The 20442-nt window shown below is 68.5% G+C and carries 18 protein-coding genes; 10 read left to right on the plus strand and 8 right to left on the minus strand.

The window, feature by feature from the left end; genetic code table 11:
• The first annotated feature begins 96 nt into the window (after positions 1-96).
• The 3 genes from KZ810_RS06465 to KZ810_RS06475 are packed head-to-tail and all read left to right on the plus strand — an operon-like array spanning position 97 to position 2485.
• A complete protein-coding gene (locus tag KZ810_RS06465; protein WP_219768165.1) occupies positions 97-1302 on the plus strand; it encodes a trans-sulfuration enzyme family protein in 1206 nt (401 codons plus the stop codon).
• Complete coding sequence (gene apaG / locus KZ810_RS06470) at positions 1299-1697, plus strand: Co2+/Mg2+ efflux facilitator ApaG/CorD (protein WP_219768166.1); 399 nt, start codon at positions 1299-1301, stop codon at positions 1695-1697. The genes KZ810_RS06465 and apaG overlap by 4 nt, the downstream gene beginning before the upstream one ends.
• Complete coding sequence (locus tag KZ810_RS06475) at positions 1694-2485, plus strand: LysR substrate-binding domain-containing protein (protein WP_219768167.1); 792 nt, start codon at positions 1694-1696, stop codon at positions 2483-2485. The genes apaG and KZ810_RS06475 overlap by 4 nt, the downstream gene beginning before the upstream one ends.
• Positions 2486-2829: 344 nt before the next feature.
• Here KZ810_RS06475 and KZ810_RS06480 read toward each other — a convergent pair whose 3' ends face one another.
• Complete coding sequence (locus KZ810_RS06480; protein ID WP_219768168.1) at positions 2830-3681, minus strand: ABC transporter permease; 852 nt, start codon at positions 3679-3681, stop codon at positions 2830-2832.
• Between the two features lie 63 nt (positions 3682-3744).
• Between KZ810_RS06480 and KZ810_RS06485 the strand changes: the two genes are divergently transcribed.
• The 3 genes from KZ810_RS06485 to KZ810_RS06495 all read left to right on the plus strand — a co-directional run bounded on the left by KZ810_RS06485 (position 3745) and on the right by KZ810_RS06495 (position 6750).
• The gene (locus tag KZ810_RS06485) at positions 3745-4500 is read left to right on the plus strand and encodes a GcrA family cell cycle regulator (RefSeq protein ID WP_219768169.1); all 756 of its coding nucleotides are present in this window, start codon (positions 3745-3747) and stop codon (positions 4498-4500) included.
• 178 nt (positions 4501-4678) lie between these two features.
• Positions 4679-5119 carry a TadE/TadG family type IV pilus assembly protein gene (locus KZ810_RS06490; protein ID WP_219768170.1) on the plus strand — a complete coding sequence of 147 codons (441 nt, stop codon included), beginning with the start codon at positions 4679-4681 and terminating at the stop codon, positions 5117-5119.
• The gene (locus KZ810_RS06495) at positions 5119-6750 is read left to right on the plus strand and encodes a pilus assembly protein TadG-related protein (RefSeq protein ID WP_219768171.1); all 1632 of its coding nucleotides are present in this window, start codon (positions 5119-5121) and stop codon (positions 6748-6750) included. Before KZ810_RS06490 ends, KZ810_RS06495 begins: the two co-directional genes overlap by 1 nt.
• A 39-nt stretch (positions 6751-6789) precedes the next feature.
• On the opposite strand, the gene KZ810_RS06500 is transcribed toward KZ810_RS06495, so the two are convergent.
• Positions 6790-7662 (minus strand): outer membrane protein, encoded by an 873-nt coding sequence (locus KZ810_RS06500; RefSeq protein WP_219768172.1) that lies wholly within the window; start codon positions 7660-7662, stop codon positions 6790-6792.
• Between the two features lie 115 nt (positions 7663-7777).
• Between KZ810_RS06500 and parE the strand changes: the two genes are divergently transcribed.
• On the plus strand, positions 7778-9772 hold the full coding sequence (gene parE / locus KZ810_RS06505; RefSeq protein WP_219768173.1) for a DNA topoisomerase IV subunit B: 1995 nt from the start codon (positions 7778-7780) through the stop codon (positions 9770-9772).
• A 145-nt stretch (positions 9773-9917) separates the two neighbouring features.
• Positions 9918-11075, plus strand: a complete 1158-nt coding sequence (locus tag KZ810_RS06510) for an MlaA family lipoprotein (RefSeq protein ID WP_308461506.1) — start codon at positions 9918-9920, stop codon at positions 11073-11075.
• A 38-nt stretch (positions 11076-11113) separates the two neighbouring features.
• On the opposite strand, the gene KZ810_RS06515 is transcribed toward KZ810_RS06510, so the two are convergent.
• The gene (locus KZ810_RS06515; protein WP_258044504.1) at positions 11114-13105 is read right to left on the minus strand and encodes an OPT family oligopeptide transporter; all 1992 of its coding nucleotides are present in this window, start codon (positions 13103-13105) and stop codon (positions 11114-11116) included.
• A gap of 171 nt (positions 13106-13276) precedes the next feature.
• On the opposite strand from KZ810_RS06515, the gene KZ810_RS17355 reads away from it, so the two are divergent.
• Together KZ810_RS17355 and KZ810_RS06525 are read left to right on the plus strand one after the other, a co-directional pair.
• Positions 13277-13648 carry a hypothetical protein gene (locus KZ810_RS17355; RefSeq protein WP_308461507.1) on the plus strand — a complete coding sequence of 124 codons (372 nt, stop codon included), beginning with the start codon at positions 13277-13279 and terminating at the stop codon, positions 13646-13648.
• A gap of 42 nt (positions 13649-13690) precedes the next feature.
• Positions 13691-14977, plus strand: coding sequence for a homoserine dehydrogenase (locus KZ810_RS06525; protein ID WP_219768174.1), 1287 nt, complete (start codon positions 13691-13693; stop codon positions 14975-14977).
• A 76-nt stretch (positions 14978-15053) separates the two neighbouring features.
• On the opposite strand, the gene ctrA is transcribed toward KZ810_RS06525, so the two are convergent.
• From ctrA to KZ810_RS06550, 5 genes are all read right to left on the minus strand, one after another.
• The gene (gene ctrA / locus KZ810_RS06530) at positions 15054-15755 is read right to left on the minus strand and encodes a response regulator transcription factor CtrA (RefSeq protein WP_219768175.1); all 702 of its coding nucleotides are present in this window, start codon (positions 15753-15755) and stop codon (positions 15054-15056) included.
• Between the two features lie 116 nt (positions 15756-15871).
• Positions 15872-16972: an AI-2E family transporter gene (locus KZ810_RS06535; RefSeq protein WP_219768176.1), complete on the minus strand. Its 1101-nt coding sequence runs from the start codon at positions 16970-16972 to the stop codon at positions 15872-15874.
• Positions 16973-17050: 78 nt separating this feature from the next.
• Positions 17051-18508, minus strand: coding sequence for a hypothetical protein (locus KZ810_RS06540; protein ID WP_219768177.1), 1458 nt, complete (start codon positions 18506-18508; stop codon positions 17051-17053).
• Positions 18509-18603: 95 nt separating this feature from the next.
• Positions 18604-19998 (minus strand): dihydrolipoyl dehydrogenase, encoded by a 1395-nt coding sequence (gene lpdA / locus KZ810_RS06545; RefSeq protein WP_219768178.1) that lies wholly within the window; start codon positions 19996-19998, stop codon positions 18604-18606.
• A 92-nt stretch (positions 19999-20090) separates the two neighbouring features.
• The gene (locus tag KZ810_RS06550) at positions 20091-20438 is read right to left on the minus strand and encodes an acyl-CoA thioesterase (RefSeq protein WP_219768395.1); all 348 of its coding nucleotides are present in this window, start codon (positions 20436-20438) and stop codon (positions 20091-20093) included.
• Positions 20439-20442 lie beyond the last annotated feature (4 nt).

Raw genomic sequence — 20442 nt, forward strand, 5'->3', positions numbered from 1 at the left:
TCTCACCCGCCGCGCCGCCGGGGGCAAGCGGAAGCTTGGCGGGCCTGCACGAGCCGGGGGTTGAGAATGCCGCCTCGCACGGGCAAAGCATCGGCCATGAAGCGTCGCACCGGCCAGGACCGTTCGATCACCCAGAATTGGCGCCCCGCCACCCAGGCGATCCGCGGCGGCACCGCGCGGTCGGAATGGGGCGAGACGAGCGAGGCGTTGTTTCTCACCTCGGGCTATAGCTACGACCGGGCGGAGGACGCCGCGGCACGTTTCGCGGGCGAGCAGGCCGGCATGACCTATTCGCGGTTGCAGAACCCGACGGTCGAGATGCTGGAAGAACGCATCGCGCTGCTGGAGGGGGCGGAAGCGTGCCGGACGATGGCGACCGGCATGGCGGCGATGACCGCGGTGCTGCTGTGCCAGCTCGAACAGGGCGATCACGTGGTGGCGGGGCGCGCTGCGTTCGGGTCGTGCCGCTGGCTGACCGACACGCTGCTGCCGAAATTCGGCATTCAGACCACGATCGTCGACGCGCGCGACCCGCAGCAATTCGTCGACGCGGTGCGCCCCGAGACCAAGCTGTTCTTCTTCGAGACGCCCGCCAATCCGACGATGGACGTGGTCGACCTGCGCGCAGTTTGCGCGATCGCGCGCGAGCGCGGCATCCGCACCGTGGTCGACAATGCGTTCGCAACGCCCGCGCTGCAGCGCCCGATGGAGCTGGGGGCGGACATCACTGCCTACTCCGCGACCAAGATGATGGACGGGCAGGGTCGCGTGCTGGCGGGCGCGGTGTGCGGGACCGCCGATTTCATCAATAACACGCTGCTGCCGTTCACGCGCAACACCGGCCCGACGCTGTCGGCGTTCAACGCCTGGGTGGTGTTGAAGGGGCTGGAAACGCTCGACCTGCGGATCAGGCGGCAGTCGGCATCGTCGGTTGAGGTCGGTCGCTTCATGGAAAGCCGCGTGCCGCGCATCCTCCATCCAGGTCTCGCCAGCCACCCGCAGCACGAACTGGCGATGAGCCAGATGGAGGCGGCGGGGCCGATCTTCGCGTTCGAGGTCGAGGATCGCGCGCAGGCGCACGCGCTGCTCAATGCGCTGACGCTGATCGACATTTCAAACAACATCGGGGATTCGCGCTCGCTGATGACGCATCCGGCCTCCACCACGCATTACGGCGTCGCAGAGGACAAGCGGCTCGAGATGGGGGTGACCGAGGGTCTGATCCGGTTGAACGTCGGACTGGAAGACCCGCTCGACCTGATCGACGATCTCGACAAGGCGCTCGGCCAGGTCGGCCTGTGAAGTCGCTGTTCGACGTCGCCGAGACGACGCGCGGGGTGACGGTGCGCGTGTCGGTCAGCTACCTTGCCGAACAGTCGGAGCCGGCGCGCGGGCGGTGGTTCTGGGCCTATCACATCCGGATCGAGAACGAATTCCCGGGTTCGGTGCAGCTCCTCACGCGGCACTGGGTCATCACCGACGGCCGTGGGGCTCGCCACAGCGTCGAGGGCGAGGGCGTCGTCGGCGAGCAGCCGGTGATCGCGACCGGCGGCAGCTACGATTACGTGTCGGGCTGTCCGCTCTCCACCCCGACGGGGGCGATGCAGGGCAGCTACCGCATGGTCGACGAGGCGGGGGCGGTGTTCGACGTCGCGATCCCGAAGTTCGCGCTGCACGCGCCCAAGGTGGCGGGATGAAGCGGACGCACCTGCCGCTGAACGGTTTGCGCGTGCTCGACGCGGCGGCGCGGCACCTGTCGTTCACGCGCGCGGCGGACGAGCTCGCGGTGACCCCCGCCGCGGTCGGGCAGCAGGTCCGCGCGCTCGAGGATACGCTGGGCGTCGTCCTGTTCCGCCGCACGACCAAGGGGCTGGAGTTGACCGACGAGGGGGCGGCGGGGCTCGGCCCCTTGCGTGACGGTTTCCTCCACTTTGAGGAAGCGGTGCGCGCGATGCAGGCGGGGCAGTCGTCCAAGTCGTTGACGATCGCGGCGCCGCGCGACCTGACCGAGAAATGGCTGCTGCCGCGGCTCGCCGAGATCGCGAGCGGTGACCCCGATCTGCGTTTCTCGCTGGTGGTGGCGGACGAGGGGCTCGATTTTACCGAGGCGAACCTCGACCTCGCGATCCGTTGGGGCGAGGGGCCCGGCGCACACGAGGGCGAGGCGATCGAGAGTGATGGGCTGATCACGGTCGAGCGGCCGGGCGGCGGCGCGCAGACGCTGATCGCGTGGCCGGGATCGCCCAATGGGGAGACGACCCCGGTGGTGCGCGTCGGCGATGCCGGCCTCGCGATCGACGCCGCGGCGGCGGGGCTGGGGCGCGCGATCGTGCCCGAATTGCTCGCCGCGCGCGATTTGCGCGAGGGGCGCGTCGCGGTGGTCGGCGAAGCGCAGCCGTCGCGACTGGGTTACTGGCTGGTCGCGCCTACCCCGCAATGGCGGCAGCGCAAGGTGCAGGCGCTGGTCGAGGCGCTCGCGGGTTAGGCTGATGACACAGTCGGCGGGGTTAAGTTGACCGGATCGTCCCCATTGCGATCACCCCTTAGGGCTCGATTTGATCGATCGGGCTCGCGATGACAAAAGGGGTGGGGCGAGGTTAAACGCCCTAGCCCTTTCACTTCTTGCGCGCGCGTCGGGGCGGCTGCTTCCGCGGCTTCTTCCTCGTCGTGCTCTTCTTCGCCGGCCTCGGTCAGCGCCTCGCCGAGCGCCCTGAGCTTGTCCTGCGACTTGTCGGCCTTCCCGGCGATCTTGATCGTGGCGGCGCGCAGACGTTGGAGCAGCGCGTGGACGCGGTCCGCGTCAAACGAGGTCGGGCAGCGAAGTCTCGGTCAATTCTTGAGTTTCCATCCGCGCTTGAGCAGCGTGTAGCACAAGACGCCCATCACCACGTCGATCCCGAGGATCACTGCGCTGCCGAGCATCACGGGCGAATCGGCGGTCCCGAGAAAGCCATAGCGGAAGCCCGAAATGACGTAGAAGAACGGGTTGACGTGGCTGAACGCGCGGAAGGCGGGCGCGAGGTGATCGACCGAGTAGAACGTACCAGACAGAAGCGTCAGCGGCGCGATGACGAAGTTGGTCACCGCAGCGGCATGATCAAACTTCTCCGCCCAGATCGAGGTCAGCACGCCCGCGAGGCTAAGGAACAGCGCGCCGAGCAGTCCGAACCACAGGACGGCGAGCGGGTGCTGCGGCGTCACGTGGACGTCGGGCCACAGCGACATCGCCAGCCACACCGCGCCGCCGACACAGAAAGCGCGCGTCACCGCGCCACCGGTCAGCGCCGCGAGCAGTTCGGCGGTCGACAGCGGCGGTTGCAGATAGTCGACGATCGTCCCCTGGATCTTGCCGACGAGCAGCGAGAAGCTCGCATTGGCGAACGCATTCTGCATCATCCCCATGATGATCAGGCCGGGCGCGACGAAATCGGCGAAGGGCACCACGGTGCCGCCGACGCGCACCGGCGCGCGCGCGCCGTTCGCGACCGTGAAGATGACGAGGAACAGCAACGTCGTGATCGCGGGCGCCCACACGGTCTGGAGCTGCACCTTGAAGAAACGGCGCACCTCCTTCACATAGAGGGTTCTAAGGCCGCCCCAATTGACGTTCCGGATGACCGGGACGCCCGGTGCGTTCCTGACTGCCGATTGGACTTGGCCGATTGGGGGCTGGCTGCTCATCCCGCGTGCGGGTAAACGTTGCCGGTGCCGCCCGCAACTGGCACCGCTTGAGGAAACACACGAATGTCCTGGACCGACGAGCGCATCGACACGCTCAAGACCATGTGGGAAGCCGGCCAGACCGCCAGCCAGATCGCCGAGGCGCTGGGTGGCGTGAGCCGCAACGCCGTGATCGGCAAGGCGCACCGGCTGGGGCTGCAATCGCGTCCGTCGCCCGTGGTCAGCAAGGAAGAAGCGCGCGTACAGGCCGCCGCCGCAGCCGCGCAGGACGCGGCCCCGGTTGTCGAGGCGCCGACGCCCCACGTCGAAGAAGCACCCGCCGAGACGGTGGTGATCCCCGCGCCCGAGCCGGTTGTTGCGCCGGCTCCGCGCGAAGAAGTGGCGCCCGAGCCTGTCGCGGAGCAGATTGAGGAAGACGACGAGGATGAGGAAGCCGTGGTTGCGGCCGCTCCTGCCCCGCGCGAGCGTCCGGTCGAGTCGCAGCAGCCGATCCTCCGCTCGGTCGGCCCCGGCGGTTTCGTGCGGCAGGCGCCGGGCGAACAGCAGGCGCCAAGCACGCCCGCGCCGCCGCGCCGGCTGGTTCCCGCGCGTACCGCGCCCGAATATGCGGACAAGACCTCGCTGCTCGATCTGAGCGACAAGGTCTGCAAATGGCCGCTCGGTCATCCCGGCGAGCCTGACTTCCACTTCTGCGGCGAGAAGGTGAACCCCGGTTTTCCATATTGTGTGACGCATTGCGGCCATGCCTATCAGGCGCAGCTGCCGCGCCGCGATCGGCGCGCTGCGCCGCTTCCGTTCGGTGGTCCGCGGATGCGCTGAAGCGCGCACCATCATCCCGCCGCGGTAAGTCCGCGTAACACGAAGGGCCGGTCCGATCTGGATAGATCGATCGGCCCTTTGTCGCGTCAGAGATACGCGATTACCGTAACTTAGCGCCGCTTGGGTGCTTCCGATCATATACCAGGGGTGTGCAACACATGGCTTGAAAGGTCAGGTCATGGTCGGCTTCACATCTTCGCATTTCAATCGCGTCAGGCGGCTCGCCCGCGATATCCGCGGCGCGGCGCTGATCGAATTCGCGATCCTGCTGCCCGCGCTGCTCAGCCTCGTCATGGGGGTGCTGTGCTATGGCCAGTATATCTGGCTCGCGCACAGCGTGCAGGCGGCGGCGAACGACGCGGCGCGCGCGATCGTCGCGGGCGTGACCCCGGCGGAGCGACTGTCGCTCGCGCAAGCCGCGGTGGCGGTCGACATGGCGAGCGTGCCCGAGTTGCGGAGCAACCAGATCTCGGTCGCGATCGACGAAGCGAATGCGCGCGCGACGGTGCGGCTGCGCGTCGACGCGCGCGCGCTGACGCTGCTCTCGACCGGCATGGTGCCGCTGCCCGACCCGGTGATCGAGCGTCAGGCCGTCGCCGCGGTTAATGCGGCATGGTGATGCGCGGGCTATGGGGCGACGCGCGTGCCGGCGTCGGGGTGTTCGTCGCGCTCGCGATGCCGCTCCTCGCGGGGTTCGCCGCCTTCGCGGTCGACCTCGGCACGATCCAGCTGGACGCGCGACGATTGCAGGGGGTCGCGGATGCGGCGGCGCTCGCGGCGGCGAGCGATCCGGCGAGGGCGGACGCGGTGGCGCGCGGACTGGTCGCTGCCAGTTGGTCGGGTGCGTCGATCCTGCGGGTTGCCCCCGGGCGCTACCGTGCCGACCCCGCGGTCCCCGTCGCGCAGCGGTTCGTCGCCGACGCGTCGGGCGATGCCGCGCAAGTGCAGGTGTCCGCGCAGTCCCCCACCTTCTTCGCCAAGATATTCGGTATCCAGACGGTGCAGATCGTGCGGCAGGCGACCGCGCAGCGCCGCGCGGTGGCGAGCTTCTCGATCGGGTCGCGCTTGGTCGGGCTGGACGGCGGCGTGCTCAACGCTCTGCTCTCCGCGCTGACGGGTCGCACGGTGACGCTGGGCGTGCTCGATCAAAATGCGCTCGTCTCGTCCAACGTCGACCTCGTGCAACTGCTCGATCGCGTCCGCGTACGCGCGCGCCTCTCGACGTCCGATTACGCGACGCTGCTCTCGAGCGAGGTACAGGTCGGCGACGTGCTCGCCGCGCTGGGCGACACGCTCAACGCCAGCGGGCAGGGGGCCGCGGCAGGCGCGATCGGGCGGATCGGTGCGGCGGTCGGCGGGCAGATGATCAGGCTCGGCGCGCTGATCGACGCCGGGCCCCTCGCGCGGCAGGCGGGGGCGGGCGGGCTGAGCGCGCGCCTGCCCGTGCTGGCGTTCACGACCGCGGTGCTGGAGACGGGCGGGGCGCGGCGGCTGGCGCTCGATCTGGGTACGAGCGTGCCCGGTGTGGCGTCGCTCAAGCTGGTGGTGGCGATCGGGGAACGCGCGCAATCGTCACCGTGGCTCGCCATCAGCGACAAGGGGGAAACGATCGTCCGGACTGCGCAGGCGCGCATCTACGCGCGCGCGCGACTCGCCCCGACGCTGTTGCCGGGGCTGTCGAGTCTCGCGTCGGTCGATCTGCCGCTGTTCGTCGAGGCGGCGGGTGCCGAGGCGCGGCTGAAAAGCATCGATTGCGGCGCGACCCCGCGCAGTGTCACGCTGGAGGGGCGCGTCAGCCCGGTGCAGGCCGCGATCGGCAACGTCGACGAGGCGTCGCTGGGCGACTTCTCGCGCGCGGTGACACCATCGACCGCGCGCATCGTCGATACCTTGCTTGTCGACGTCACGGGAAGCAGCCGCGTGGCGCTGGGCGCTGCCGAGCCGTGGCAAGCGCGTCGGTTCACGCAGACGATGATCGATGCCGGCAGCACCGAAACGATCCGGTCGACCACGCCGGTGCAGGGTATTGCGGCCTCGCTGATCCAGCAAGCGACACTCAAGGGGTCGTTGATCGGGCTTTCGATCCCGATCGATCCGCTGCTGCGCGCCGTGGGGGCGTTGTTGTCGGGGGTGGCGGCGCCGATCGACGCGGTGCTGGCCGCCGTAACGGGGACGCTGGGTGTCGGGATCGGTGAAGGCGATCTGCAGGTCAACGGCCTGCGGTGCGGCAACGTCGTGCTGGTCGGGTGAGGGCCCGGGCCGACGCGCGAACGCCGGCCCGGTGATCGGTCAGAAGCGGAATGCCGCGGTGGCGCGCAGCGAGTGCCAGCGGAAGTTGTTGTCGCTGCGCGCGAAATCGGTGCCGCCCGTATTGGGCGCGAGGATGAACGGATTCGTCGCGGGCGTGGTGCCGGTCGAACCTGCGCGCACGCGGTAATCGCTGTCGTCATACTGGTGGAACAGATATTCGAGCCCGATCGAGAAGTTGTTCCCGATCCGCTGCTCGACGCCGCCGCCGCCCTGGATGCCGAACTGGTTGCGCTTGCCGCGCTGCGCGAACGAATTGGCAGTGTTGGTGGTGAAGAACTCGCGATCGATCCGCGCATAGCCGGGGCCGAACGTGCCGTAGAACAGCGTCGAATCGTTGGGCGTATAGCCGGCGCGCGCGCGGATGCCCGCTTCCCAGCTGATCTCGCGGTACATCACGTAATTGGCAGGCGTGGTCGAATAGGCCGAGACGCTGTCGTTGATCTCGGTCTTGCCGAATTCGCCGACGACGCCGACGACGAAGCGGCCCATCTGCTGGTCGGCGCCGATGCGACCATAATAGGACCAGCCGTCCTTGTCGTTGCGGCAACCGGTACCCGCGGCAACCGTCGGCGCGGCGGTCGCGGTGCGGCCCGGCGCGTTCACGCTTGTCGCGCGGCCGTTGCAGAAACCGGGCGAGAACGCGTTGGCGCCCGCCGCGGTCGTCACCGTGTCGCCGAAACGGCCGTCGAGGTTGCGATCGAACAGGATCGACGATCCGCGATCGTTGCCCTGTACGTCATACCCGCCTGCCACCCCGACGTAGACGCCGCTGAAACCGGTGGTGACCTCCTGTGCGGCCGCAGGCGTCGCGACCAGCGCCGCGGCGGCGCCGACGATGAGATTGATCTTCATTAAATCCTCCCGTGAACTTGGCCGCTGAACCACCCGATCCGGCATTATGTTGCGTGACGTTTGATTGCTGCGCTGTGCCCCTTCTGTTCACGGTCGCGCTGTCGTATACCGCGGCATGGCAGACGATCTCTTTGCATCCTCCACCGCGACTGCCGGCAGCTACGACGCGTCATCGATCGAGGTGCTCGAGGGGCTGGAGCCGGTACGCCGCCGCCCCGGCATGTACGTCGGCGGCACCGACGAGCGCGCGCTGCACCATCTGGCGGCGGAGGTGCTCGACAATGCGATGGACGAGGCGGTCGCGGGCCACGCGACGCGGATCGAGGTGACGCTGGAGCCGGGCAACCGGTTGACGATCACCGACAACGGCCGCGGCATCCCGGTCGACCCGCACCCGAAATTTCCCGACAAGTCGGCGCTGGAGGTGATCCTGTCGACGCTGCACTCGGGCGGCAAGTTCGCAGGGAAAGCCTATGCGACCAGCGGCGGTTTGCACGGCGTCGGCGTGTCGGTCGTAAACGCCTTGACGGCGGAAACGGTGGTCGAGGTCGCGCGCGAACGGCAATTGTACCGTCAGCGGTTCAGTCGCGGCCAGACGGTCGGCGCATTGGAGCACGTCGGTGCTGCACCCAACCGGCGCGGGACGAGCGTATCGTTCGTGCCCGACCACGAGATTTTCGGGCCCGAGCTGAGCTTCAAGCCGGCGCGGCTGTACAAGCTGGCGCGGTCGAAGGCGTATCTGTTCGCGGGCGTCGAAATCCGCTGGAAATGCGCGGCCTCACTGATCTCCGACGAGACGCCCGCGGAGGCGGTATTCCAGTTTCCGGGCGGGCTCGCCGATCACTTGCGCGAGCAGCTGGGCAGGCGTGAGTGCGCGACCGCGGACGCGTTCGCGGGCACGCAGGACTTCGCCGATGGCCCCGGCGGCATGAAGATGGGGAAGGTCGAATGGGCGGTCGCGTGGCCGCTGTGGAGCGACGGCAGCTACAGCTGGTATTGCAACACGATCCCGACCCCCGACGGCGGCACGCACGAACAGGGTTTGCGCCAGGCGCTGGTCCGCGGGCTGCGCCAGTTCGGTGAGCTGGTGAACAACAAGCGCGCCAAGGAGCTGACCGCGGACGACGTGATGGTCGGCAGCGAGCTGATGCTGTCGGTGTTCATCCGCGATCCGCAGTTCCAGAGCCAAACCAAGGACCGGCTGACCTCGCCCGAAGCCGCCGGGCTGGTCGAGAAGGCGGTCCGCGACCATTTCGACCATTGGTTGAGCCATAACATGGACCGCGGGCGCGCGCTGCTCGGCTACGTGCTCGAGCGGATGGACGAGCGGCTTCGGCGCAAGCAGGAGCGCGAGGTCAAACGCAAGACCGCGACCAGCGCGCGGAAACTGCGCCTGCCGGGCAAGCTGACCGACTGTTCGGCCGATGCGCCGGGCGGGACCGAATTATTCATCGTCGAGGGCGATTCGGCGGGCGGCAGCGCGAAACAGGCGCGCGACCGCAAGACGCAGGCGATCCTGCCGATCCGCGGCAAGATCCTGAACGTCGCGAGCGCGACCAGCGCGAAGATCCTCGCCAATCAGGAGATTGCCGACCTCGGCCTCGCGCTGGGTTGCGGGACGCGCAAGGACTGCGTCGCGGACAATCTGCGCTACGAGAAGGTCATCATCATGACCGACGCCGACGTCGACGGCGCGCATATCGCGACGTTGCTGATGACGTTCTTCTTTCAGGAGATGCCCGATATCGTACGGCGCGGACACCTCTATCTCGCGCAACCGCCGCTCTACCGGCTGACGCATGGCGCCAAGAGCCTGTACGCGCGCGACGATGCGCACCGTGCCGAATTGGAGCGGACCGCGTTCAAGGGCAAGAAGGTCGAGGTGGCGCGGTTCAAGGGGCTGGGCGAGATGAACCCGGGTCAGTTGCGCGAGACGACGATGGACCCTGGCTCCCGTTCGCTGATCCGCATCACGCTGCCGCAGGAATATGAGGAGCGCGCGGGCGTGAAGGATCTGGTTGACCGATTGATGGGGACCAATCCGGCACACCGGTTCGCCTTCATCCAGGAGAATGCGGCGCGGCTCGATGAGGAGGCGATCGACGCGTGAGCGCGGCGGGTTGTGGGACAGCTCGGTGAGGGCGGGGCGGCGTGGGCCGGTTGTGTGTCGCCAGCGGGCTTTGTAGTAGCCGCGAACGCGGTGCTGCTGCGGCCGGTGTTCCCGGTGCCCTGCACCGGCTGCTAGGAGCCGTCGAGTGAGCCTGTTGCTTTGGACCAGCGTGTCGGTCGCCGCGATGACGCCGGGCGCGTTCGAGACGGCATTGTTCGCCGACCAGCCCGTGATGGTCGAGGCGGCGGTCGCGCCCTCAGCCATGCCGATGCAGGCAGCCACGACCCCCGACGCGGTCGAACCCGAAATCGTGCCGCCGCCCGTCGTGCGCACGCTGCCCCAGACGACATCGTCCACGGCCCCGTCCACCAGCACGCCGGCGAGTAACGACATCGTCGTCACGGGGGAACGCCGCGGGATCGCACCCGACCCGTTCCGCTCGGTCAACGAAACCGCGTTCAAGGCGACGCAGGCGGTCGACGATGCGATCACCGCGCCGGTCGCGCGCGCGTACAAGAAGACGCTGCCGCGCGAGGTGCGCAACGGCATTCACAACTTCCTGTACAATTTCCGCGAGCCGGTGGTGTTCGTGAACTTCCTGCTCCAGCACAAGATCGGCAAGGCGGCGGAGACCTTCGCGCGTTTCGCGATCAACACGACCGCGGGCGTCGCGGGGCTGTTCGATGTCGCGAAGAAAAAACCGTTCAAGCTGCCGCGACGCAGCAACGGGTTCGCGAACACGCTGGGCTTCTACGGCGTGCCGAATGGGCCGTTCCTGTTCCTGCCGATCACCGGGCCGACGACGGTGCGCGACCTGTTCGGTGGCGCGATCGACCGGCTGATCCTGCCGTTCACCTACGGCAGCCGCGTCACCAAGCCCGAGGTGGTTGTGCCGTTCGCGGTGCTGAGCGTGCTCGATCACCGGTCCGAGTTCGACGACACGCTGAAGCAGCTGCACGACAAGACCGACGATCCGTACGGCAACACGCGCACCTTCTACCTGCAACGCCGCCAGGCCGAGATCGACGCGCTGAAGCGCGGCAAGCCGCTGGTCGGGGGAATGTCCGAGCCGCCGAAGGGCGGGGTCGACGAGCGCGGGCGTCCGCTGCCGGCGAAGCCGCCCGAAGCCGTGCCGTCGGAGACGCCGGGGGCGCAGCCCGTGACGGGCGGTGCGACCCCGAATGGTACGAGCGGCGCCGACAACGTCGTGCCCGCCCCGTCACCTGCGCCTAGTGCTTCGACTAATCCCGGTGACAAGACGACGGTTTCGACGCCGCAACTCGAGCTGGTCCCGGCAGGCTGATCGCGCGCCACCACCGTCTCTCCGGCTGAACGTAGGGTTCAGGCGAGCGCCTCGCGCTTCGTTCCCCGGTAGAGCCACCACACCAGCGCGACGAACAACACCGTCCCGCCCACCAGCGCGGCGTGGGTGAAGCCGGCGCCGACGACCGCGAGCGGTGCATCGCTGCCCGTCGCGGCGACGATGCCGGCGAACACGACCTGCCACAGCGACTCGCCGACAATCATGCCGGTGGCGACCAGCACGCCGAGGCGGCGCGCGAACTCGGCATCGCGGGTGCGATCGGCCCAGCGGTCATAGAGATGACCGACGACCGCGCCGATCGTGACGGGCAGGATCACCGCCATCGGCAGATAAATGCCGATCCCGATCGCGAGCGGGGGTAGCCTAAGCCGCCCGGCGCGCCCGAGCAGCGCATCCATCGCGATGAAGATCACGCCCGCGACCGCGCCCCAGCCGAGCATCGACCAGTTGAGATTGCCGCCGAGCACGCCCTGCGCCAGCGCCGAGATCAGCCCGGCCTGCGGTGCGGCGAGCGCGTTGGGGCCGGCACCGGGCGCGCCCGCGAAGCCGAACGCGGTCTGGAGCAGGTCGAGCACCGGCGCGATCACGATCGATCCGAACACGACGCCGATAATGAGCGCGACCTGCTGCTTCCACGGCGTCGCGCCGACCAGTTGCCCGGTCTTCAGATCCTGCAGGTTGTCGTTGGCGATCGTCGCGATGCCGAACACGATGCCGGTGACGATCAGCGCGTAGGCGACGAGCGCCTGCGTCTGTTCGGGTGCCACGTCGCGCCCGACCAGCCCGACGAGCAGCAGCGAGGCGGCAAGCACCGCGAGGATGCCGATCCCCGAAACCGGCGAATTCGACGCACCGATCAACCCCGCCATATAGCCCGTCACCGCGGCGATCATCAGCCCGACGACGACGACGAAGACGAGCGCCCCCGCGATCAGTAGCGCCGCCGACCCGGCGAGCGGCCCGCCCGCCAGCACGCTCCACAACAGCCACGCGATCGGCAGCAGGACCGCGAGCGCACCGCCTGCGACGATGCCGATCGGCAGATCGCGTTCCTCCAGCGCGAGCGTTTCGCCACCGGCACGCGCGGCGCTGGCGGCGAGTGCGCTGCGGATGCCGCCGACGACGGGCCCGGCGATCTTCAGCAGGGTCCAGATCGCGGCGACGCCGATCACGCCCGCGCCGAAGAAACGCACGTCCTGCCGGAAGATCGTGCTCGCCCATTCCTCAATGCCGAGCGTCGAGGGCGCCTGCGCGGTCAGGAACGGCAGCAGGATGAACCAGCCGGTGACGAGCCCGACCGCCTGCGCCAGGCCCACCGACAGGCCGACGAGGTGCCCGACGCCGAACAGTGCGAACGACAACCCGCCCGCGATCCCCGTCGCGCCCGCGCCGACACGGAACCAGGTCGCGGCCTCGGCGGCGGCGAGCTTCATCTGCGTCAGGATCGCGAACAGCGCCGAGACGACCGAGCCGCGCACGAGGACGCGCAAGCCCGCCTCGCTCTCCTTCGCCCCGACTTGCGTGTTCGATCCCGCCTGTAGCACCTCAGCCGCGGCGCGACCCTCGGGATAGGGCAGGTCGCCGCCGACGACGAGCGCGCGGCGCAGCGGCACCGAGAACATGACGCCCAGAATGCCGCCGGTCGCGGTGATCGCGCTCGTCGTCCAGAACGGGAAACCGCTCCACCAGCCGATCATGACGAGCCCGGGCAGCACGAACACGATCGCGGCGAGCGTGCCCGCGGCCGACGCGATCGTCTGAACGATGTTGTTCTCGAGCATGTTGCTGCCCGGCAGAAGCCGCAGCACCGCCATCGAGATTACCGCGGCGGGGATCGAGGTGGCGAAGGTCAACCCGACCTTCAGCCCCAGATACGCATTGGCGGCGGTGAAAAGCAGCGTGATAACGCCGCCCAGCACGATGCCGCGCAGCGTCAGTTCGGGGACGCCGGTATGGCCGGCGTCGTGGCCGGCTGGTTCGGTGGTCGGGGTGGCGCTGGTACGGGTCATGCCCCCGTCATCGCGGGCGAGGCGCCGCAATGCAACCGCGTGGGGCCACGGGCGGGACGATCATCCGCGGCAGTAATCGGCCTCGCTGACGGGTTCGAGCCACGTCACCGCGCTGCCGTCGACGCTTTCCTGCACCGCGATGTGCGACATCGCGCTGTCGGCGCTCGCACCGTGCCAGTGGCGTTCGTCGGGGGCGAAGCGGACGACGTCGCCGGCGCGGATCTCCTCGACCGGCGCCCCCTCGCGCTAACCCAGCCACGCCCGCAAGTGACGATCAACGTCTGGCCGAGCGGGTGCGTGTGCCAGTTGGTGCGCGCGGCGGGCTCAAAGGTGACGTGTGCGCCGGCGACCTGCGACGGCGGCTCGGCGGCGAACAACGGGTCGATGCGGACGGTGCCGGTGAACCAGTCGGCCGGCCCCTCCGTCGAAGGCTGCGTTCCGCTGCGGGTGATCTGCATAACCGTTCCTCCGGGGGTGACCGGCGACGAACGCTTGGGCGCCGCGAAGGTGCACGCGCTCGACACCCGCGCGGCGCTCGCTTAGTCGGCGGGACTGACAAGGGGCGTGGCAAAAGGGGCGAAGCGAATGGCGGATACGCTGAAAGTGGCGCTGGCGGGGCTGGGTACGGTCGGCGGTGGCGTGATCCGCCTGCTCGACGAGAACCGCGACCTGATCGCGCGCCGCGCCGGGCGGCCGATCGAGGTGGTCGCGGTATCGGCACGCGACCGCAGCAAGGACCGTGGCCTCGACCTGTCGCGCTTCGCCTGGGTCGACGACACGACGCAATTGGCCGGGACCGACGCCGACGTCGTGGTCGAGCTGGTCGGCGGGGCGGATGGTCCGGCACTGGCGCTCGCGCGCGCGACGCTGGCGGCGGGGAAGGGCTTCGTCACCGCGAACAAGGCGATGCTCGCGCATCACGGGCTCGAGCTAGGCGCGGCGGCGGAGCAGGCCGGCGTCGCGCTCAAGTTCGAGGCGGCGGTCGCGGGCGGCATCCCGGTCATCAAGGGCCTGCGCGAGGGCGCGGCGGCGAACGCGATCGGCCGCGTGACCGGTATCCTGAACGGCACGTGCAATTTCATCCTCAGCCGGATGGAAGCCGAGGGCCGCGACTTCGCCGACGTGCTCGCCGAGGCGCAGGCGCTGGGCTTCGCCGAGGCCGATCCGTCGTTCGACATCGACGGGGTCGATGCGGCGCACAAATTGTCGATTTTGGCGAGCATCGCGTTCGGCACCCGCCCGGCGTTCCCGGCGGTGGCGGTCAGCGGCATCCGCCACGTGCTCGCCGCCGACATCGCGGAGGCAGCGGCACTCGGTTACCGCGTGCGCCTCGTCGGGGTAGCCGAAGCGGGCGCTGACGGGCTGTTCCAGCGTGTCCACGCGCATCTGGTGCCCGCCGATCATCCGCTGGCGCACGTGACGGGCGCGACCAATGCAGTCGTCGCGGAAGGCAATTACGTCGGCCGCCTGCTGTTCCAGGGCGCGGGTGCCGGCGAGGGGCCGACCGCGAGCGCGGTGGTCGCCGACCTGATCGACATCGCGCGCGGCGAGTTCGGCCCCGCCTTCGCGATGCCGGTCGACGCGCTGGCCGCCGCTGAGGCTGCCGACAGCGGTGAGCGGCGCGGTCGCGCCTATCTGCGCTTCACGGTCGCCGACCGCGTCGGCGTGCTCGCCGAGATCGCGGCGGCGATGCGGGACGCAGGCGTGTCGATCGAGAGCCTGATCCAGCGCGGCGCCAACCCGGGCGGGGCGGTGCTGGTCGCGATCGTGACGCACGAGGGGCCGGAGCGCTGCGTGGCCGCGGCACTGGAGCGGTTGCGCGGATCGCAGAGCCTGGTCGGCGAACCGCTGTGGATGCACATCCTGGGATAAGGCAGATACGAAAAGGCCGCGGTGCCCCCCGGTGCCGCGGCCTTCGTGTCCGAAAACGCCGGAACAAACTGGTTCGTCAGGCGACCTCGGCCGCCAGCACCTCGTCGGGCTCGCGCAGCACGTAGCCGCGGCCCCACACGGTCTCGATATAATTCTCGCCGTCGCACGCCATGCTGAGCTTCTTGCGCAGCTTGCAGATGAATACGTCGATGATCTTGAGTTCGGGTTCGTCCATCCCGCCGTACAGGTGGTTGAGGAACATTTCCTTGGTCAGCGTCGTGCCCTTGCGCAGCGAGAGCAGCTCCAGCATCGCATACTCCTTGCCGGTCAGGTGCACCCGCGCGCCGTCGACCTCGACCGTCTTCGCGTCGAGATTGACCGCGAGCTTGCCGGTCTTGATCACCGACTGCGAATGGCCCTTCGAGCGGCGGACGACGGCGTGAATGCGCGCGATCAGTTCCTCGCGGTGGAACGGCTTGGTGACGTAATCGTCGGCGCCGAAGCCGAACGAGCGCACCTTCGAGTCCATCTCGTTGACGCCCGACAGGATCAGCACCGGGGTCGACACGCGCGCCACCCGCAGCTTCTTCAGCACGTCGTAGCCGTGCATGTCGGGCAGGTTGAGGTCGAGCAGGATGATGTCGTAATCGTACAGCTTGCCGAGGTCCAAGCCCTCCTCGCCGAGATCGGTCGAGTAGACGTTGAAGCCCTCGGTCGACAGCATCAGTTCGATTGCCTTGGCAGTGGTCGGCTCGTCTTCGATCAAGAGTACGCGCATCTGCTATTCCCCGGTTTCCCGACCTGCGGCTGCCCTGTTCGCTCGCGAGTCTGCCAGATAAATTAACTATCCGGGTTCTGAACGCAAAAGGTTAATTCCCACTTAAGCGCGCTCGTTCACTCATCTTTTTCACGCGGGCTCGCGAAACGCGGTTTGCCCATCGCGGTGAACAGCCGTCGCTCGCGCGTCGTGGGGATGTCCTCACCCAGCATCTCACGCAGGTAGAGGCTGCGCGTCAGCGTGAAGGCGACGACGAGGATACCGCCCGAGAAGAACAGGCCGAACAGGCCGAACACCGCGCCAGTCCCGATGATCGCGAACAGGCTGAGCGCGGGCGGGATCGAGATCACGCGGTTGGTGACGAAGGGGGTAACGAAATTGGTCTGCACCACGCGGACGATCGCGAACACGGCGAGCGCCCACAGCAATTGATCGGTGCCCGCGGTCGCGGCGAGACCGAGTGCAGGCAGCATCGCCCCGAGCGGCCCGACATAGGGAATGAATTCGCTGATCCCGGTCAGCAGCCCGAGCAGGGCGGGCGAGGGTACGCCCGCGATCCACAGGCCGATGCCGACCATCGCGCCCATCGCGGTCATCTGAATCAATTGTGCGCGCAGCCACAGCAGCAGCGTCGAGCCGACGTCGCCGAGCGCATCCTCGGCCGCGGCCCGCTTGGTCGGGGGCACAAGCAGCAGCGCGCCGCGCTCGTATATCTTGGGGTCGACCGCGAAGAAGATCGCGCCGAACAGCACCAGCACCGCGTTCAGCAGCAATTCGCCCGCCCCGCGCGCGAGGCTGCCGATGTCCTGCGCGACGCGGCTGCCCGCGAAGGCGGCGCGCGCGGCATCGGCGACCTTCGCGCCGACGGGCGACTGCGACATATAGTCCTGCAGCTTCTGCAGCAGCCCCGGCAGCGAGACGACAAGCGTGTTGACCTGCTGCCGGAACTCGACCCCGAACAGCCAGCCAAGCAACCCGAGGAAGCCGAGCACCGAGGCGACGCCGAACCCCAGCGCCACCTTTTTTCGCATGTGCAGGTGCGTTTCGTACAGTTCGGCGATCGCGTGAATGACGATCGCGATCAGCATCGACCCGAACGCGAGGATCAGCAGATGCCGGGCGAGATACAGCGCGGCGATGACCGAGATGATGGCGATCAGCCACAGCACGCGGCGGATGAAGCGCGCGTCGTCCGCGTCGGGGCTGAGACGGTTCACGCGGCGCGCTGTGGTCGTTGCATGTGCGGCACAACGTGCGTTGGCCAAAAAGGTGACGCGGCGTGAACGCGAAACGGATCAATCGCGCAGCAGCGCAAGCGCCCCGGCATCCCACGCCAGCATCGCCTGATAGCTTGCCGGCGCATGAGCCAACATCGCGCGCGCAAACACGCCCGGCAGGACGATGATGAGGGCCGTGACGCCCGCTATTGCTACGGCCCGCCGGCTGTTCTCGATCCGCGGCGCGACTAAAGCGGCGAGGCCGGTCGCGAGCATCGGCCAGAGATGGTAGCGCAGATCGGACGCGATCGACACGACAAGGAAGCTTGCCTCAAGCGCGATCGCCGAGGCGAGCAGCCCGAGTGCGAGGCGTCGCCGTGTCCGATCATCAGCCACGACCTCGGGCGCGGCGGCAATCGTCGCGACTAGCACCACGGCGGCGGCGAGCCATGCGATCGGCCAGCCAAGCGGCGTCTCGGCGACCACCGCCGCGACGCGCTGCCACTGCGCTGCGAGGTGGCCGGGGGACATGAGACCGAGATCGTTCGGCTCGTTGCCGGCCGGTGGCGCGGTGCCGGTCAGCCCGGCGGGCACCAGCCAGCGCTCGGTCATGTTCCAGTGCGACAGGCGCTGCTCTGCATAAGCGATCGGGTGGTGCAGCACCGCGCCGGCCAGCCGGACGTACAATCGTCCGCCCGGAAGCGCGCGGAGCGGCGCCATCACGCCGGCGCAGCGAGCCGGCTCGCCGAGCGGATCCCAGAAGAACGGCGATAGGCAGTGACGCTCGCGAAGCTGCGCGACTGCGTCGGGCGACAGTCCGGTCGACGCTGCCGCATCGCTGCGTGCGGCGATGCCGGCGAGATCGAACAGCGGCTGCGTCTTCTCGACCCCGCTCGCCGATGCGCCGAGCAGGCGATGATTGACCGCGCCCGACGTGGCGAGCACAGCGGCGATGACCGCAATCGCAACCGCTGCGCGCCGGACAATGCCGCCGGTCGGTAGCAGCGCTGCGATCAGCGGCGCGAGCGCGAAGACGGCGTTCGCACGCAGCAGCAGCGCGTAAAGGAACAGCGGCACCGCGATCGCCGCAGCGAGCAGCGGTACCGGGCGGCCGCGTAGCTGAAAGGCGGCGACGATCGCGAAGGCAGCGACGGCGGCCGCGATCATCTGCGCGTCCTTGAGCACGACAACCTGCCAGCCGAGGAACAAGGGCGACGCGCCGAGCGCGAGCACGCCTGCACGTCGCAGATTGCCATGCAGCGCGGCGGCGATCAGGCCGAGCCCGGTCCAGTAGAGCAACACCTGCGTGGTGAACATCGGCGCGGCGCCGGCGGCGAGGGGGTGCAGCCATGCCCACATCCACACCATGACGGGCGGGTGCCAGTCGTCGATCTGGCCCGACAGTACCTGGTTGAACTGCGCAACCGTGTCATATTGCGCGTAGCCGGGCGCGAACACCAAAAGCGTCGCGGCGGCGAGCATGCCTGCGACGATCAACGGCGTTCTGGACAGTCGGGGGGCGGGAACGGACGACATCACGCCGGATCATCATCGCTGCGTGCTGCAGCGTCCAGTACCACTCGACCAGACGCAAGGACGCGCACCCGCGTTGCGGCAGGTGCGCCCCAGAGTCAGATGTGGATCGGCCGATCGTAGGCGGCGAGGACGCTCTCGTGCATCATCTCGCTGAGCGTCGGGTGCGCGAACACCGTTTCCTGCAGCTCGGCCTCGGTGGTCTCGAGCTGGCGTGCGATGACATAGCCTTGGATCAGCTCGGTCACCTCCGCGCCGACCATGTGCGCGCCGAGCAGCTCGCCGGTCTTCGCATCGAACACCGTCTTAACGAAGCCGTCGGCCTCGCCGAGCGCGATCGCCTTGCCGTTGCCGATGAAGGGGAACTTGCCGACCTTCACGTCGTGGCCGGCTTCCTTTGCCTTCGCCTCGGTCAGCCCCACGCTCGCGACCTGCGGGCGCGAATAGGTGCAGCCGGGGATGTTCCACGTCTCGAACGGGTGCGGCTTCTCGCCCGCGATCGCCTCGACACAGACGATGCCCTCGTGGCTCGCCTTGTGCGCGAGCCACGGTGCGCCGGTCACGTCGCCGATCGCGTAGACGCCCTCGACGTTGGTGCGGCCGTAGCCATCGACCTTGATCTGGCCGCGCTCGGTCGCGACGCCGAGTTCCTCGAGCCCGATGTTCTCGGTGTTGGGGACGATGCCGATCGCGACGATGACGTGGCTGTAATCCTCCGCGGTCGACTTGCCGTCCTTCCCCTTGATCGTCGCCTTGACGCCGCTGGCCGACGTGTCGATCTTCTCGACGCCCGCGCCCGTCACGATGCGGATGCCTTCCTTGGTCAGCCGCTTCTCCATGAAGGCGCTGACCTCCTCGTCCTCTACGGGGAGGATGCGCGGCAGCATCTCGACCACGGTCACGTCGGCGCCCATGTCGTTGTAGAAGCTGGCGAACTCGATCCCGATCGCGCCCGACCCGATGACCAGCAGCTTGGTCGGCATGACCTCGGGCACCATCGCGTGACGGTAGGTCCAGATGCGCTTGCCGTCGGCCTTGGCGAACGGCAGGTCGCGCGCGCGCGCGCCGGTGGCGATCATGATGTGCGTCGCGGTCAGCTCGGTCGTCTTGTCGCCCTGCGTGACCGTCAGTTTGCCTTTTCCGGTCAGCTTGCCGACGCCCTCGTGGACGGCGATCTTGTGCTTCTTCATCAGGCCCTTGACGCCCGCGTTCAGCTGTCCCGCGACCTTGCGGCTGCGATCGACGATTTTGCCGAGGTCGAACCCGATATTGTCCGCCTTCAACCCGTAGTCGGCGGCGTGGGTCATGTAGTGATAGACCTCCGACGTGCGCAGCAGCGCCTTGGTCGGGATGCAGCCCCAGTTGAGGCAGATGCCGCCCAGCCGCTCGCGCTCGACGATCGCAACCTTCATGCCCAACTGGCTCGCGCGGATCGCGGACACGTAACCGCCCGGACCCGAGCCGAGTACGATGAGGTCGTATTGGTCAGCCATTTACGTCAACTCCCGGGCTTGTCGCCCTGTTCGCTCGCACCGCCCGTGCGAGCGATGCCGTTTGATCCGATATAGGTGCGTGCGGCGCGAGATCAGGCGTCCACGGGGCGCGGACGGCGGTCGCGGTCGATCGCGACGAAGGTGAAATGCGCCTCGGTCACCTTGCGCGTGGTTTCGCGGTGGCGGTCGCGCGCGTGCGCCTCGACCGCGATCGTCAGCGAGGTGCGCCCGACTTTGACGACGTCGGCGAACACGCTGACCTCGTCGCCGACGTGGACGGGGGCATGGAACTTCATCCCCTCCATCGCGATCGTGACCGCGCGCCCCTTCGCCCGGCGCGCGGCGACGAGCCCGGCAGCCGAGTCCATCAGGCTCATCAGCCATCCGCCGAAGATGTCGCCGTAGGCGTTGGTGTCCGCGGGCATCGCGGTGACGCGCATCGCC

The organism is Sphingomonas citricola, from assembly GCF_019429535.1.
In the GTDB taxonomy this organism is placed as follows: Bacteria; Pseudomonadota; Alphaproteobacteria; order Sphingomonadales; family Sphingomonadaceae; genus Sphingomonas; species Sphingomonas citricola.

Bases quoted from the DNA above. Each gene is read 5' to 3' on its own strand.
- KZ810_RS06465 (WP_219768165.1), top strand. From the start codon at position 97: ATGAAGCGTCGCACCGGCCAGGACCGTTCGATCACCCAGAATTGGCGC.
- KZ810_RS06475 (WP_219768167.1), top strand. From the start codon at position 1,694: ATGAAGCGGACGCACCTGCCGCTGAACGGTTTGCGCGTGCTCGACGCG.
- KZ810_RS06480 (WP_219768168.1), bottom strand. From the start codon at position 3,681: ATGAGCAGCCAGCCCCCAATCGGCCAAGTCCAATCGGCAGTCAGGAAC.
- KZ810_RS06485 (WP_219768169.1), top strand. From the start codon at position 3,745: ATGTCCTGGACCGACGAGCGCATCGACACGCTCAAGACCATGTGGGAA.
- KZ810_RS06490 (WP_219768170.1), top strand. From the start codon at position 4,679: ATGGTCGGCTTCACATCTTCGCATTTCAATCGCGTCAGGCGGCTCGCC.
- KZ810_RS06495 (WP_219768171.1), top strand. From the start codon at position 5,119: ATGCGCGGGCTATGGGGCGACGCGCGTGCCGGCGTCGGGGTGTTCGTC.
- KZ810_RS06500 (WP_219768172.1), bottom strand. From the start codon at position 7,662: ATGAAGATCAATCTCATCGTCGGCGCCGCCGCGGCGCTGGTCGCGACG.
- parE (WP_219768173.1), top strand. From the start codon at position 7,778: ATGGCAGACGATCTCTTTGCATCCTCCACCGCGACTGCCGGCAGCTAC.
- KZ810_RS06515 (WP_258044504.1), bottom strand. From the start codon at position 13,105: ATGACCCGTACCAGCGCCACCCCGACCACCGAACCAGCCGGCCACGAC.
- KZ810_RS06525 (WP_219768174.1), top strand. From the start codon at position 13,691: ATGGCGGATACGCTGAAAGTGGCGCTGGCGGGGCTGGGTACGGTCGGC.
- ctrA (WP_219768175.1), bottom strand. From the start codon at position 15,755: ATGCGCGTACTCTTGATCGAAGACGAGCCGACCACTGCCAAGGCAATC.
- KZ810_RS06540 (WP_219768177.1), bottom strand. From the start codon at position 18,508: ATGTCGTCCGTTCCCGCCCCCCGACTGTCCAGAACGCCGTTGATCGTC.
- lpdA (WP_219768178.1), bottom strand. From the start codon at position 19,998: ATGGCTGACCAATACGACCTCATCGTACTCGGCTCGGGTCCGGGCGGT.
- KZ810_RS06550 (WP_219768395.1), bottom strand. From the start codon at position 20,438: ATGCGCGTCACCGCGATGCCCGCGGACACCAACGCCTACGGCGACATC.